Origin of the sequence: Emergencia sp. 1XD21-10, from assembly GCF_009936045.1 — a bacterium.
GTDB lineage: Bacteria > Bacillota > Clostridia > Peptostreptococcales > Anaerovoracaceae > Senimuribacter > Senimuribacter intestinalis.
This window is the reverse complement of sequence record NZ_QWEQ01000002.1, coordinates 244,275-259,348: the sequence shown is the minus strand read 5'-3', so window position 1 is coordinate 259,348 and position 15,074 is coordinate 244,275. Positions and strand designations below refer to the sequence as shown.

Genomic DNA, 15,074 nt, shown 5'->3' with positions numbered 1-15,074 from the left:
TTAACTGCTCACGGTAACCCTTGCTTTTTGGTGCTAATATTGCACTTATTTTTGGACTTTTTCAATTACGGTTGACAGGAATTTTTTGTATAAGGATACTTTCGCGACTTTATTGTAGTAATAAGTTTTAGAAAGAAATAATCTCGAAAAAGTTTACAGCTATATTCTTCAACTTTTTTGTCAAATGGTAAACATTTTTGAGCGGAATATGTTATAATGATTCCAGAATAATTTTTACGGCGCTTCGTAAGGTCATTCACATAATTTTGGAAACAAGAGTCAAACTATGAGAATAGAGTAAATATAGATTAAATTTGGAGGAATAGGCAATGATTCAGCTGAGTGATTATAAAAATATACACTGTATTGGAATTGGAGGTGTAGGGCTTTCCGCCATTGCAGAGATTTTACTGGCGAGAGGCTATCATGTTTCTGGCTCAGATATGAAGGCGTCAGATCTAACCGAGAATTTAAAAAGAAAAGGTGCAGAAATTTATATAGGCCATAGAGAATCGAATGTAGAAAATGCAGACCTGATTGTGTATTCTGCAGCCATAGCGGAAGAGAATCCGGAGATTGTCAGAGCTAGAGAAAAGAATATTCCGCTGGCAGGCAGAGCAGAGGTTTTGGGGACTTTAATGGATGATTTTGCAAACAGTATCGCGATTAGCGGGACCCACGGCAAGACTACAACCACTTCTATGGTTTCTTTAATTTTAAACAGTGCCAAGCTGGATCCGACCATCTTAGTCGGCGGCAATCTGGCTGAGATTGGCGGAAATGTAAAGGTTGGAGCGAGTCAGTACTTTGTAACAGAGGCGTGTGAATATAGAGATAGTTTTTTGGAACTTCGTCCTAAAATCGAAGTCATTTTGAATATTGACTCGGATCATTTGGATTACTTTAAGGATATCGACCATATCGTAAGCTCCTTTGACCGATTTGCTAAGGCAGTGCCGGAAGATGGAAAAATAATTGCATATGATGCAAATCCTTTTGTCAGCAAAATTATCAAGGACATCCCTGGTGCCATCACCTATGGTTATAACGAAAGCTGCACCTATCATATTGCAGACGTGTCTTTTGACAGTGAAGGCATGCCTGTTTTTAATGTAAATTATCAGGGCGAAAATTTAGGTACAGTGAAGCTGAGAGTACCGGGTGAACACAATATTCTCAATGCGGTGGGGGCTTTTGCCTGCTGCCATCAGTTGGGGGTGGATTCAAAAATCATTATAGAAACTTTGGGCGCATTTAAGGGAACTCAAAGGCGCTTTGATATTGTTGGCACCACAGAAAATGGTGTTAAACTGGTAGACGATTATGCGCACCATCCGACGGAAATTAAGGCAACTTTGGCTGCGGCTCATAATATCCCGCACAATAAGCTGTGGTGCTTATTTCAGCCTCACACATATACGAGAACATTAGCTTTGTTCAATGATTTTGCTGCCTCCTTCGAAGAGGCGGATGTTTTGCTGCTTGCAGATATTTATGCGGCGAGAGAAAAGGATATCTATAAGATTTCATCTGAGGAACTTGCCGGAGAAATTAAGAAAGAACATCCTGACAAAAAGGTTTATTATATGAGCAGCTTTGAAGAAATTGCAAACTATGTAAAGAAGAATGCAGAAGCTGGAGATTTAGTTATCACCATGGGAGCAGGAGATATTTACAAGGTTGGCGATTTAATTATGGAGAGGTAAAGAGGAGTAAGATGACATATTTAGATTATAAAGAAAAGGAAGCCCTGCGCAAGCAGGTTGCTATTCGCCATCTGGAAAATGGGGTGGAGTTCGTCGATATCAACACTGCGTATATCGACGAAACGGTTACCATCGGTGCCGGCACCTTGATTGGTCCTTGCGTGACTTTGGAAGGGCAGACTTTTATCGGAGAGGGCTGCACCATTTATCAGAATACGAGAATTAAGGATTCTGTCATCTCTGACGGTGCGTCCGTGCAGAGTTCAGTGATTATGGAGAGTAAAGTGGGAAAAGGTACCAAAGTGGGACCTTTTGCCTATCTCAGACCGGGCTGCACCATTGGTGAAAACTGCAAGGTCGGAGATTTTGTGGAGGTCAAGAATTCGTCTCTTGGAGACGGTTCAAAAGCATCTCATCTGACTTACATAGGGGATTCAGACGTCGGAAGAGATGTGAATATAGGTTGCGGTGTGGTATTTGTCAACTATGACGGAACAAACAAGCATCGCTCAAACATTGGGGACGGAGCATTTATTGGCTGCAATACCAATCTGGTATCGCCGGTTTCTGTGGAAGACGGCGCATACATTGCTGCCGGAAGCACTATTACAGAAGATGTTCCGAAAGATTCTCTTGCAATTGCAAGGCAAAGACAGCGGAACATCGAAGGCTGGGCACGGGAAAAGGGATTATACAAAAAGAAATAATAAGTAACATGATTGGCAACAATCGAAGAAAGAAAGAGGTACAAAACATGAAAAACGGCGTTTTTTCGGATTTTAAAGTGTTTTCCGGAAATTCACACACGAAGCTGGCAGAAGAAATCGCATCTATTATGGGTAAGCCGCTGGGTAAAGCTACAGTAACAAAATTCAGTGATGGCGAGATTTCTGTCAATCTTTGGGAATCAGTCAGAGGAATCGATGTTTACATCGTGCAGTCAACTTGTGACCCGGTAAACGATAATCTGATGGAGCTGCTCATCATGATTGACGCCATGAAGAGAGCTTCTGCCGGAAGAATTAATGCGGTAATTCCGTATTATGGATACGCAAGACAGGACAGAAAAGCTAAGGCAAGAGATCCAATTACAGCAAAGCTTGTGGCAAATCTTCTGGTTGCAGCAGGTGCTGACAGAGTGGTTTCTATGGACTTACATGCAAATCAGATTCAGGGATATTTCGACATCCCAGTTGACCATCTGGTTGGCATGCCGATTCTGGCAAGATATTTTAAAGATAAAGCACTGGAAGATGTCTGTGTTGTATCGCCAGATCACGGCAGCGTAACTCGCGCAAGAAACATGGCGCAGTACTTAAATTGCCCGATTGCTATTGTAGATAAGAGAAGACCGGAGCCGAACAAGAGTGAGATTATGAACATTATCGGTAATATTGACGGCAAGAACTGCATTATTCTTGATGACATGATTGACACTGCAGGTACCATCTCCAATGCAGCAAATGCAATCAAGGAACTGGGAGCAAAGGCAGTTTATGCTTGTGCAACGCACCCGGTATTATCAGGACCTGCTGTTGAGAGACTGGAACAGTCCGTCATTGAAGAGCTGGTTCTCTTAAATACCATTCCAATGCCGGAAGAAAAGAAACTGGACAAGATGACTTTCTTGTCCGTTGCACCTCTTTTTGCAGAAGCCATGACGAGAATTTTCACCAATGGTTCTGTAAGTAAATTATTCGACTAATTTTCATGTAAAGGAATATAATTTGTTATGTATGTGATAGCAGGACTGGGAAATCCCGGAAAAAAATACGAAAACACCAGACATAATATGGGGTTTATTACCGTAGACCAGCTGGCAATAAAACATGACATAAAAGTAGATAAACTGAAATTTAAGGCGCTGGTCGGCGAAGGAAGAATCGCCGGCCAGAAGGTCCTTCTGGTAAAGCCACAGACCTATATGAATCTAAGTGGGGAGTCCATTCGCCAGGTCATGCACTTTTATAAGTTGGATCCCGAGAAACTCATTGTGATTTACGATGATATTGATATCGAATTGGGAGCCCTGCGCATTCGAAAATTCGGAAGTGCGGGTACTCACAATGGAATGAAATCAGTCGTCTATCAGCTGCAGTCTGACCGCTTTCCGAGAATCAGAATCGGAATCGGAAGCCAGAAAAAGGGAGACCTTGTGGATTTTGTAATTGGAGGATTTTCAAAGGAAGAAGTGCCAGTGCTGGAAGAGACGGTAACCAAGGCGGTCAGTGCAATTGAATGCATCTTAGAGGAGGATGTAGATATTGCTATGAACCGATATAACACAAAAAAGGCAAGACCGAAGAAGGAAGAACATGAATAATAAGGGAATCATTAATATTTCAGGAATCTCTGAAAGCAGATGTGCACCTGTTATTTCCCATATACTGAAAGAAGAAGGACAGAGTCTGATTGTCACAGCCAGCAGCGCCCGTGCAGGGAGGCTGGCATCAGACCTTTCTTTTTTTTCGGAAAGGGAAATTTTGGTGCTGCCTGCGGAAGATCAGGTATTCTTGCGCTACGAGGCCAAGAATCACGACCAACTGATAGAACGACTCAAGATTTTAAAGGCGCTTAGGACAAAGGAAGATTGCATTGTCATAGCGCCTGTTTCTGCTGCCGTAAAAAAGATCACACCTCACAAAAATTTTGAATCTTCTTCCATGAAGATTTCTTTGGGTGACGATCTTGATTTGGGCAAGGTAAAAGAATCTCTGGTGAAGCTGGGCTATGAACGTATGGAACTGGTGGATACAAAAGGGCAGTTTTCCTTAAGAGGCGGTATTTTAGATATCTTTACGCCGGACAGCGAACTGCCGTACAGAATTGAGCTATTTGATACGGAAGTGGACTCCATTCGTAATTTTGATATTGAGACTCAGCGCTCTGTAGAAAATCTCCAGTTTGTGGAAATCTATCCGGCTGAGCATATGCTGGCGGATAAAGGGATTTTTGAAGAGGCAGCAAAGCTTTTGCATAGGGAATATACGGCGCAGGCAAAGCGGCTTTTGAAAAAGGGAGATGACTTTGAAGAGGCGGCGACCCACCTGGAAAAGCGCAGAGATGAGCTTTGTGAATATATTACCAATGTGTCTAATCTGCAGCTTCTGGAAAACTATCTTCACTATTTCTACGAAGAAACGGAATACCTTTGGGACTATATGGAAGGCGGCACGATTATCATAGATGATCCCGACAGAATTTGTGAATATTTGGATGCCAGAAGCACGGAAACGAAAGATGATTTTAAAATTTTCCTCGAGCGGGGGCAGGTGATTCCAAAGGACATGGAACTGCTTTCCGGCAGGGAAGACTTTTATAAAATTTACCAAAAAGAAAGTGTTTATGTGTTGACCCCATTCGCTAAGGCAATCAAGGGTGTGGAGCACTTTACGGCTGTTCACAGTGTGCAGAGCAGGCAGATGGTGGAGTTCGGCGGCAGAATGGAGCTTTTGGAAGCAGAGCTAAAGAATTATGCGAAGAAGCAGTATAAAATCGTCATTGCAGCATCCTCCAAAGAGAGAATAGGCAACCTGCGGGAATTTGCGCAGCGAATCGGACTCGACGAAAAAATCATCTTTGCTGAGGGAACTCTCAGCGCCGGAATGGATTTTCCGGAGGAAAAGATTTGTTATATCAGTGAAAATGATATCTTCTCCGGTCAAAATCTGCAGCGAAAGAAGCGAAAAAAGAAAAAGACTAAATCGGAACAGATTAAGTCCTTTGCAGACATGAGGAGCGGTGATTTTGTGGTTCACGAAAATCACGGAATCGGTAAATTCCTGGGTCTTGAGCAACTGACTGTGCAGGGAGAGCAAAAGGACTACCTGAAGATCAAATATGCCGGAAACGACATGCTTTACGTGCCTGTTGAGCAGATGGATATGATTCAGAAATACATTGGCTCTGATGGTGCGTCGCCTAAGATAAATAAGCTGTCCGGCGGCGAGTGGAAGGCAACGAAGGCAAAGGCAAAAGCCGCCATCGCTGAAATGGCACAGGAGCTTCTAAAGCTTTACGCGCAGCGGAAAATGCAGAAAGGTCATGCTTTCTGCGAGGATACAGTTTGGCAGAAAGAGTTTGAAGAGGCATTTCCATATACGGAAACGGACGACCAGCTTCGTTCCATCGAGGAAATCAAAGAGGATATGGAGCGGCCGCAGGCCATGGATAGACTGCTCTGTGGTGATGTAGGCTTTGGAAAGACAGAGGTTGCAGCAAGAGCTTTGTTTAAGTGCATTGCAGATGGCAAGCAGGCGGCAGTACTGGTGCCTACCACCATTTTGGCAAATCAGCATTATTACACGTTGAAAGAGCGTTTTGAGCAGTTTCCACTCAAAGTAGAGATGTTATCTCGCTTCCGCTCGGAAAAGCAGCAGGAGCAGATTATTGACGCCCTTGGAAGGGGGCAGGTGGACCTTGTTATTGGTACCCACAGACTTCTTTCCAGTGATGTAAAATTTAAGGATTTAGGTCTTTTGGTCGTTGATGAAGAGCAGCGTTTCGGAGTGGCACATAAAGAGAAAATCAAGCAGATAAAGCAGAACATTGATGTTTTGACTCTTTCAGCAACGCCGATTCCAAGGACGCTCAACATGTCGCTGACGGGCATTAAAGACATGAGTGTCATTGAGGAGCCGCCGGAAGAGCGATACCCGGTACAGACTTATGTGCTTGAGCAGGAAGATTTCATGATTCGTGAAATCATCACGAGGGAACTTGATCGAGGCGGGCAGGTCTTTGTGGTGTACAACAGGGTGCGGGGCATTAACAAACTAGCGGACAATATCAGAAGCCTGGTGCCGGAGGCAAGAGTCTGCGTAGGTCATGGTCAGATGAATGAACATGCCTTAGAGGATGTTATGCTGAGTTTTATCAACGGCGAACACAATGTTATGGTGGCGACGACTATTATTGAGTCGGGAATCGACATTTCCAACGCTAACACCATGATTATCATAGATGCGGACAAATACGGCCTTTCTCAGCTTTATCAGCTGCGAGGACGCGTGGGCAGATCTAACCGCATGGCATATGCTTATCTGATGTATCAAAAGGACAAAGTTTTGACAGAGATTGCGGAAAAAAGGCTGAAAGCTATCAAGGAATTTACGGAATTTGGCGCAGGCTTTAAAGTAGCTATGCGGGATCTTGAAATTCGCGGCGCAGGAAATCTTCTTGGCAGCGAGCAGAGCGGTCATATGATGAACATTGGCTATGAGCTTTACTGCAAGCTGGTAGACGATGCAATCCGCGCTTTGCAGGGAGAGGTAGTAAACGACAACCAGGAAGAAATTTCCGTGGAGCTTGCGGTTACTGCCAATATTCCGACTTGGTATATTGAGAATGAAACTCTGAAATTGCAGATGTACAAAAAAATCGCCACTGTCAGAAATGAAGGTGATGAAGATGAAATTATCGATGAAATGATGGACCGCTTTGGCGATGTACCACGGGAAACTTTGAATCTGATTCGCATTTCCAGGATCCGCAGCATGGCGGAGAATTTGGCTGTTTCCCGAATCTACGAGCAGCAGGGTAAGGTTATCGTGGCATTCGGCGAAAAGAATCCTCTAAACGGCTATGCCCTGATGAATGTGAGTGAAGCCTTCGGTATGAGAACATTTGTGCACGGCGGAGTAGAGCCTTACATCAGACTTACTGTAAAACCGACAGAAAAGCTGAAGGATACGGTTAAGCTTTTGCAGATTTTGCAGGAACAGAAGAGTGTAAAGCCTGCCGGGGTGAAAGCTTAATGCAGTAAAAAGATACTGCGAAAGTTAGTAGCTGCGAGCAGAGGGCTGCAATCCAGATGCCGGAAAGATTCCAAAGCCTTGGCAGAATCAAGAGCAGTATTAGCAAAAAGATTGGCTCTGCATAGACTAGCATATAGGCGAATCGGTTTTGCTCAGTGGCGTAAAATGCCGATGTAGTAACTTTGACAAATGCCAGCGGGATAAAGCCTGCCAGAAAATAGGGCAGCGTTGCGGCAACTTCCGCACGCACTGCTGCAGAAGCGCCGAACAAAGAAGCGGCACTTCCGCGAACAAGAAACAACAGTACCATGCAGATGGCAGCAAGAACCAGTGCAGTTCCGTAAGCCATTTGCCTGGTACTTTTTACGTAGTCGTGCTTTTGTTCACCATAATATCTGCTGATAAGAGGCTGGCAGCCGTCGCCGACGCCTTGCAGAAGAAGCAGGATAATCATAGTGATGTAAGAAACTGCAGCATAACATGCCACTGCCATTTCCCCGCCGTAAATCATGGCAAATTTGTTCATGAGAATCAGGATGATGTTAGGTGAAAAAGTTAGACCAAAGGGGGACAGGGCAACGCCTACGATGGCGGCAGCTTGTTTTTTCAGTATTTTTAATGGCGGCAGTGAAAAGCCGATTTTGTTCTTGATTAGGTAGAACAGAGCCAGCAGCATGGTAACACCTTGTCCAGTCATTGTGGCAGCAGCAGCACCAACAAGCGACCATTCCAGTTGCCAGACGAAAAGCCAGTCCAGGACTATATTGGTTAAAAAGCCGCAAATCATGGCAGTCATGGCAAAGAGAGAGCCGCCTAGATTTCTGATTAGGGGAACAAAGCCAGTGCCGAAGATTTGGAAAGCGGCTCCAAGGACAATGACTTTCAGGTATGCTGTGCCCATGTTTAAGACCTCGCCTTCCGCACCAAAGAGAATCAGCAGAGGTTTTGAGGCGAAGATGAAGAGAGCCGCGGAAGCGAAGGAAGATACAAAAAGCAGCAGGATTGTTACATGGAAGTAGCTATTTGGACTATTTTGTCTGTCTTGTTCACTTCCCAGATGAAGGGAGTACTGTACTGCACCGCCCATGCCGATACCGGTGCCAAGAGCTTGCAGCAGGGCTGTAACTGGCCACGCAAAGTTGATGGCGGCAAGCCCCGCATCTCCTATGCTGTTTCCAATAAAAAAGCCGTCAACAATGGCATAAACCCCTGATAAGGCAAAAGCTAGCACAGAGGGGACTACATAATAGAAAAAAACGGCATGTTTGCGCATGTTGTCGATTCTCCTTTAGAATAATATCGTGCTTTCAGTCTATCAAACGGGAAAGGTGTTTGTCAAGGCAGGGACATATTTTGAAACAGTAAATCTCCGTTCACTGGCAGCTTGTTTTTCCTGATACAATAAAGAGTGTGCAGCTAGATATGCACACTCTTTACTATTAGTCATATAATCTTTTCGCAATGAACTCAGCGCCGATTTCAGCAGCTTTCAGTTCTGCTTCGCCAAGGTCTTTATCCTCCGGCGCAAGGACTGTAATGGAGCCGATGGCATCACCTTGCGAGACGATAGGAACAATGAGTTTTCGTCCGCTTTGGAATCTATCTTTGGACTGAATGATGTGGTCCAGTTCTGCATCGATTTTGTCATTTGCAAATTGACGCTTCTGCTTGCCTGCAGCGGCAACAAAGCTGTCTGTGTCGGAAACGGCTACGGTGCTGCCTAAAATAGAAGAGGCGGTTTCAGCAAATTCTGCTGCGATTTGGCTCATATCACCAATTGGGGAATATTTCTTTAGAATAATTTCACCGCTTTCACCAGTATATATTTCTAAAGGGTCGCCTTCTCTGATTCTGAGGATTCTTCTGATTTCCTTAGGAACGACCACTCTTCCCAGGTCGTCGATTCGTCTTACAATTCCGGTTGCTTTCATGTAACTTATTCTCCTTTATTACAAATATTGTATCTCTAGTCTTTGCTTTGCTATGAAAAATATACCGGGCAATTTATAAAATCTTCATAATTTATCCGTTCAAACCCATTGGCATAAAAAGGGAATCATGTTACAATACCGGTATAACCTGATGGAGGAAAGAATATGCTTTTTAAAGAAATTACAATCTTGAATCAAAATTTTGAGATTGAACACGATATGTATGTCGGTACGAAGGATGACAGAATTATTTATATTGGTAAAGATACACCGATGGAAGATTTTGGAGAAATCTATAGCGGAAAGAACCGGCTGCTGATTCCGGGCTTTTATAATGCGCATGCCCATTCTCCTATGGCTCTCATGAGGGGCTATGGTGAAAATCTGGCGTTGATGGATTGGCTCAACACGCGGATTTTTCCTTTTGAGGACAGACTAAACAGCAATGCGGTGTATTGGGGCACGCTCCTTTGCATGGCAGAATCTTTGCGTTATGGTATTATATCTTCTTCTGATATGTATTATTTTATACCGGATATGGTAAAAGCCGTGGCAGATAGCGGCGCAAAAGCGAATATTTCCCGGGCGGTGGCAAATCCTATGGGTATGGATATTACAAAGCTTCCGTCCATGACAGAAGCCAGAGACGCAATCACACAGTTTAACGGTATAGAAAATGGCAGAATCATTATAGACGCCAGCATTCACGCAGAATATACAAGCAACGAAGAAACAGTAAGATGTGTAGCAGATTTGGCTAAGGAAATGGATGTGCGAATGCATGTACATCTGTCGGAAACAAAGTCAGAGCATGAAGAGTGCAAGGCGCGTCACGGCGGCATGAGTCCGGCACAGTATTTCAACCAATGCGGCATATTTGATGTGCCGGCAATTGCAGCACACTGCGTGTGGTGTGAAGGAGAAGACTTCGATATTCTAAAAGAGAAAGGCGTGACTGTCGCGTCAAACCCAGTCAGCAATCTGAAACTTGCCAGCGGAATCTGCAACGTGACTGAAATGCTGAAGCGGGAAATCCCTGTGGCTTTGGGAACAGACAGCGTGGCAAGCAACAACAACCTAAGTTTCTTTGAGGAGATGAAGACTTTTGCAATTTTGGCAAAGGTAAGAGAGCAGAATCCGACTGTAATAACACCAAAGCAAGCGCTTGAAGCAGCGACTATAAATGGCGCACAGGCACAGGGAAGATATGACTGTGGAGCCATAAAAGAAGGAAACAAGGCGGATTTGCTGGTGCTTCGCACAGATGTGGCTAACATGCACCCGGTGCATAATATGCTGAATAACATCGTATATTCAGCCACCGATGGTGATATCGTCATGACGATGGCAGATGGAAAAGTACTCTATAAAGACGGAGAATATACTACCATCGATATAGAAAAGACAATCTTTGAAACAGAAGCTGCCACAGCAGCAATTTTAAAACAACTATAGAAAGCGAAAGGGATTATGTCAAACAAGGGAAATAAGTTTATCAAAGGCGCAGCAGTGCTTGGTATTGCAGGTGTTGTCATCAAATTGCTGGGAGCGGTGTTTAGAATTCCTCTGACCAATTGGATCGGTGCTGACGGCATGTCCTACTACGGATTTGCATATACCATTTACGGTGCGCTTTTAGTGTTGTCTACGGCGGGCATTCCGGTGGCAATTTCACGTATGGTATCGGAGCGAATTGCTGTAGGGGAATACAGAAATGCCCATAAGGTATTTAAGGTTGCCACATCTTTACTGTTTGGAATCGGTATCGTCTCTTTTGCAGCATGCTTTTTCGGAGGAGAAGCAATCACTAAAGCCCTTGGAAATCCAGATGCTGCGCTGGCGGTAAAAGCCATTTCTCCAGCGCTGCTCTTTGTGCCGATGTTTTCGGCATTCCGTGGATATTTTCAAGGGCGGCAGAATATGAATCCTACTGCCATCTCTGAAATAACGGAGCAGCTCATTCGTGTTATCGTGGGTCTGGCTCTCGCCTATAAGCTTTTGGATACAGGGCTGAAAGAAGCTGCGGCAGGCGCTTCTTTTGGAGCATCGGCAGGCTCTATCGCAGGTCTTGGCATTATCGTTGTTATCTACATGCTGAATCGCAGGGTCATTCACCGAAAAATTGACTTGAATAATAAACAGGTGGAGGAAACTGGCGTTATTCTGCGTAAAATCGTCGGAATTGCAATTCCAATTATAATCGGCAGTGAGATCATGCCAATCATGACTTTGATTGACACAGGCATTATTATGACTAGACTGCAGGCGACAGGATGGTCTTACGAAGAAGCAAAGACTCTTTATGGGCTTTTAAGTGGTTTTTGTAATTCGTTGATTGCATTTCCGCAGGTCTTTACGCAAGCTGTAGCAGTCAGCTTGGTTCCTGCTATTGCAGCAGCGTTCAAGGTTCATAACAGACAGGGCGTGCAGGAAAATATTCAGCTGGGGTACAGGACGACCATGATTATGGCGTTTCCTTGCGCATTTGGTATTTTTGCACTAGCAGAGCCAATTATGATTTTGCTGTATTCCGATCAAAAAGCCAGTGCAATCGCTGCAGTACCGACCCTGATGATTATGGCAATCAGTGTTATTTTCCTAGCGATTACGCAGACTTCTGTCGGCGTGCTGCAGTCTATCGGAAAGCAGATGCTGCCAGTGATTCATCTTGCTATAGGCTGTGTAGGAAAAGTCATTCTGACCTTTATTCTGGTCGGGATTCATGATATCAATATCAAAGGCGCTGCTGTGGGCACCATGTTTGCCTATGTGGTAGCGTTGGTCCTCAATAACAGATCAGTAAAGCAGTATACAGGCGTTAAATTTAACTACAATCTGACCTATATCCGCCCGTGTCTTGCTGCTATGCTTATGGGGGTATGTGCTTTTGCCGCATATCGCCTTGCAGCAGGATTTCTTGGAAATAGCATTGCGACGCTGTTTGCCATTATGGTAGGCGTCGTGGTGTATGTCATTTTAATCTTTACCCTGAAAGCTATTACTCTGGATGAAGTGGAAACAATGCCAGGCGGAACCAAACTTGTAAAAATTTTAAAGAGGTTTGTAAAATAATTATGAAAAAAGAGTATGAAGCACTGTATTTGACAAAAGATAATGAGGCGGACGCACTTTTGCGTCTTGTAGAAATCGTAAAGATTTTGCGAAAAGAATGTCCATGGGATAGGGAACAGACCCACGAAACGCTGACCAAATGTATGCTGGAAGAGGCTTATGAAGCCGTAGATGCCATTTTAGAAAAGGACACGGAGAATCTAAGGGAAGAACTGGGAGACGTACTTCTGCAGGTAGTTTTTCATAGCAATTTATCAGAAAACGAAGGACATTTTGATTTGAAAGATGTCATTAATGAGGAATGTGAGAAGATGATTCGCAGACATCCGCACATTTTTTTAGAAGATGATGCAAAAACTATTGACAAAGCCCTTGAAAAATGGGAGAATATGAAGAGCCGAGAGCATGAGGAACTTAGATATACCGATCGGCTGGTAAGAGTGCCTAAGGCATTACCTGCTTTGATTAGAAGTTCCAAAGTTCAGTGCAAGGCTGCCAAAGTTGGGTTTGATTGGCCCGATGCAGAAGGTCCCTTTGATAAAATTCAGGAAGAGCTTGCAGAATTGGTACAAGCTTACAGAGAGTGCGATGATGCGCATATCGCTGAAGAATATGGGGACTTGCTGTTTTCGATGGTCAATACTTCCAGATTTTTAAATATCGATCCCGAGGAATCTCTGAATCAGGCTACCGTTAAGTTTATCAAGCGCTTTGACTGTATGGAGAGGATTGCACGGAAGAGAGGATTGGATTTAGCAGATCTGAGCCTAGAAGAAATGGACAGACTTTGGCAAGAGGCAAAGAAAGAGTAAGTTCAATGCTTATCTATAATTTTAAGGAGGATTTTTAGAATGAATAAGGCTGAACTCGTTGCTGCAGTAGCAGAAAAGACAAATTTTACCAAGAAGGATGCAGAAGTTGCTATTAACGCATTCCTCGCAAGCGTAGAAGAGGCAATGGTTAAGGGAGATAAAGTACAGTTAATCGGATTCGGTACTTTTGAGACTAGAGAAAGAAAAGCTAGACAGGGAAGAAATCCTAGAAAACCGGAAGAAGTAATCGAAATTGCTGCTTCCAAGGCTCCTGTATTTAAAGCAGGTAAGGCTCTGAAAGACGCAGTAAACAAATAATAGAGCATTTACAGAGGACAACCCTGCGTTGTCCTTTTTTCTTTTTAAACTGGGATAGGAGGGAAACTCATGAGAATCGATAAATTTTTAAAGAACTCTCGCTTGATTAAGCGCAGAACTGTGGCAAAAGACGCTTGCGATCAGGAACGTGTATCCGTGAACGGCAAAGTTGTGAAAGCTGGTGCAGAGGTAAAGGAGGGAGATGTGATTCACATTTCTTTCGGCAACAGCTCTCTTACAGCAAAAGTGCTGAAGCTGACAGAATCCTGCCGCAAAGAGGATGCTGCGGATATGTATGAAATCATAGAAGACTAAAGACAGGGTGAAACAGCGGTGGGTATGCTGTAAAAGCCCTGTCTTTTCCAGTGCATCTATTTTATTATAGAATATTGCGTAGATGAAGCCCTTCGTTTTCGTGAAGTACACGAAGCTGCTCTGTCAATGCCAGAAGTTCGCCGCTGCTGTTTGATACATCTTTTGCCTTGATATACATTAACGTTTTGGCAAACTCTTCGTCGGCGGTGTTGATGGGCTGTGTGTCGAGAAAATACAGCGCTTTGTTCTGGTATTCATGCCATATTTTGTATTGTTCTTTAAAGGTATCATAGGCTTCATCCCAGTTTTCGTTTTGGATAGCTGCCATAACTACATCTTCGCATTCAGTGATGATTCCATTCAGATTTTCATCGGAGTAGTGGTAGAAGATTCCCCAGCAGCCGATTAAAAGCGCCAGAGAGATAATTGAAGTGATTAGTGCTCTCATTTTAGTACACCTCGCCAGAAAAATTTTGTTTGTGTTGCGGCATAGGATAAACATGAAACATGCTCTTTCCATCATAGAAGGCGACAAAGACTTCGCTAATATCGGTAATACCTTTTGCCTGAAGCATGCAGAGCAGGGTATTGTAATCGGTATCAGTCTTTGCCATGTTTTCTTCATAAAGTATGCCGTCGCTAATCAGTACCAGCGGTAGTTTTTCCTGATCTGTCTTTGCGATAATAGAAAGTTCTCCGTTAGATTCCATAACGGCATATTCTACGTCTGAAATAGAAGGGCAGTTGCCCAGACGGAGCTGTTCAAACAGATCGTTGACGGTAATGCGAAGCCTTTGCATCTCTTTTACATTAATCATGCCTTTGTCAATAATGACACTGGGTCTGCCGTTGATGAAATTCTTAAATTTTTCGTTTTTGATAGAAATATAAGAAAGCAGTACCTGCAGGAAAAGCAGTGTAAAGATTGCCATAGCGCCGTTGATCAGAGAAGATGACGGCTCGTCGATAGGAATAGAGGCAAGTTCAGCGATCATAAACAGAACTACCATCTGAAAGGTCGACATCTTTGAAAGTTCGGATTTTCCCATGACTCGCAGGGTGAAAAGCACGACTAAGTATAAAATAAAGGTTCGAATACAAACGATAATCAAAAAATACACCTCCAAATAATTGATATTGCTATTGTGTACCGAGGCGTGATTT

Annotated in this window: 14 protein-coding genes; 10 read left to right on the top strand and 4 right to left on the bottom strand. The window is 43.7% G+C overall.

Annotation, left to right across the window (positions count from 1 at the left end; translation table 11 throughout):
• Positions 1-329 precede the first annotated feature (329 nt).
• From murC to mfd, 5 genes are read left to right on the top strand one after another with little or no spacing between them, the layout of a single operon-like run.
• Positions 330-1,706 carry a UDP-N-acetylmuramate--L-alanine ligase gene (gene murC, locus D1151_RS01320; RefSeq protein WP_160203072.1) on the top strand — a complete coding sequence of 459 codons (1,377 nt, stop codon included), beginning with the start codon at positions 330-332 and terminating at the stop codon, positions 1,704-1,706.
• A gap of 11 nt (positions 1,707-1,717) precedes the next feature.
• Positions 1,718-2,413: a UDP-N-acetylglucosamine diphosphorylase gene (locus tag D1151_RS01315; protein ID WP_160203073.1), complete on the top strand. Its 696-nt coding sequence runs from the start codon at positions 1,718-1,720 to the stop codon at positions 2,411-2,413.
• 47 nt (positions 2,414-2,460) lie between these two features.
• Positions 2,461-3,411 (top strand): ribose-phosphate diphosphokinase, encoded by a 951-nt coding sequence (locus tag D1151_RS01310; RefSeq protein ID WP_160203074.1) that lies wholly within the window; start codon positions 2,461-2,463, stop codon positions 3,409-3,411.
• A gap of 27 nt (positions 3,412-3,438) precedes the next feature.
• Positions 3,439-4,029 carry an aminoacyl-tRNA hydrolase gene (pth, locus tag D1151_RS01305; protein ID WP_160203075.1) on the top strand — a complete coding sequence of 197 codons (591 nt, stop codon included), beginning with the start codon at positions 3,439-3,441 and terminating at the stop codon, positions 4,027-4,029.
• Complete coding sequence (gene mfd / locus D1151_RS01300; protein WP_161907655.1) at positions 4,022-7,462, top strand: transcription-repair coupling factor; 3,441 nt, start codon at positions 4,022-4,024, stop codon at positions 7,460-7,462. Before pth ends, mfd begins: the two co-directional genes overlap by 8 nt.
• On the opposite strand, the gene D1151_RS01295 is transcribed toward mfd, so the two are convergent.
• Both D1151_RS01295 and D1151_RS01290 read right to left on the bottom strand, forming a co-directional pair.
• Positions 7,401-8,735, bottom strand: a complete 1,335-nt coding sequence (locus tag D1151_RS01295; RefSeq protein ID WP_161907654.1) for an MATE family efflux transporter — start codon at positions 8,733-8,735, stop codon at positions 7,401-7,403. The genes mfd and D1151_RS01295 overlap by 62 nt on opposite strands.
• Positions 8,736-8,901: 166 nt before the next feature.
• Positions 8,902-9,393: a stage V sporulation T C-terminal domain-containing protein gene (locus tag D1151_RS01290; protein WP_160203078.1), complete on the bottom strand. Its 492-nt coding sequence runs from the start codon at positions 9,391-9,393 to the stop codon at positions 8,902-8,904.
• Positions 9,394-9,558: 165 nt separating this feature from the next.
• Between D1151_RS01290 and D1151_RS01285 the strand changes: the two genes are divergently transcribed.
• The 5 genes from D1151_RS01285 (at position 9,559) to D1151_RS01265 (ending at position 13,910) form a co-directional block, all read left to right on the top strand.
• A complete protein-coding gene (locus D1151_RS01285) occupies positions 9,559-10,848 on the top strand; it encodes an amidohydrolase family protein (protein WP_161907653.1) in 1,290 nt (429 codons plus the stop codon).
• Between the two features lie 15 nt (positions 10,849-10,863).
• Positions 10,864-12,465, top strand: a complete 1,602-nt coding sequence (locus D1151_RS01280; protein ID WP_161907652.1) for a polysaccharide biosynthesis protein — start codon at positions 10,864-10,866, stop codon at positions 12,463-12,465.
• A 2-nt stretch (positions 12,466-12,467) separates the two neighbouring features.
• On the top strand, positions 12,468-13,277 hold the full coding sequence (mazG, locus tag D1151_RS01275) for a nucleoside triphosphate pyrophosphohydrolase (protein ID WP_161907651.1): 810 nt from the start codon (positions 12,468-12,470) through the stop codon (positions 13,275-13,277).
• A gap of 39 nt (positions 13,278-13,316) precedes the next feature.
• Complete coding sequence (locus D1151_RS01270) at positions 13,317-13,595, top strand: HU family DNA-binding protein (RefSeq protein WP_160203082.1); 279 nt, start codon at positions 13,317-13,319, stop codon at positions 13,593-13,595.
• A 69-nt stretch (positions 13,596-13,664) separates the two neighbouring features.
• Positions 13,665-13,910, top strand: coding sequence for an RNA-binding S4 domain-containing protein (locus tag D1151_RS01265; protein WP_160203083.1), 246 nt, complete (start codon positions 13,665-13,667; stop codon positions 13,908-13,910).
• A gap of 64 nt (positions 13,911-13,974) precedes the next feature.
• Here D1151_RS01265 and D1151_RS01260 read toward each other — a convergent pair whose 3' ends face one another.
• Together D1151_RS01260 and D1151_RS01255 are read right to left on the bottom strand one after the other, a co-directional pair.
• The gene (locus D1151_RS01260) at positions 13,975-14,358 is read right to left on the bottom strand and encodes a DUF4363 family protein (protein WP_160203084.1); all 384 of its coding nucleotides are present in this window, start codon (positions 14,356-14,358) and stop codon (positions 13,975-13,977) included.
• Position 14,359: 1 nt separating this feature from the next.
• On the bottom strand, positions 14,360-15,022 hold the full coding sequence (locus D1151_RS01255) for a DUF421 domain-containing protein (protein ID WP_160203085.1): 663 nt from the start codon (positions 15,020-15,022) through the stop codon (positions 14,360-14,362).
• Positions 15,023-15,074: the final 52 nt, after the last annotated feature.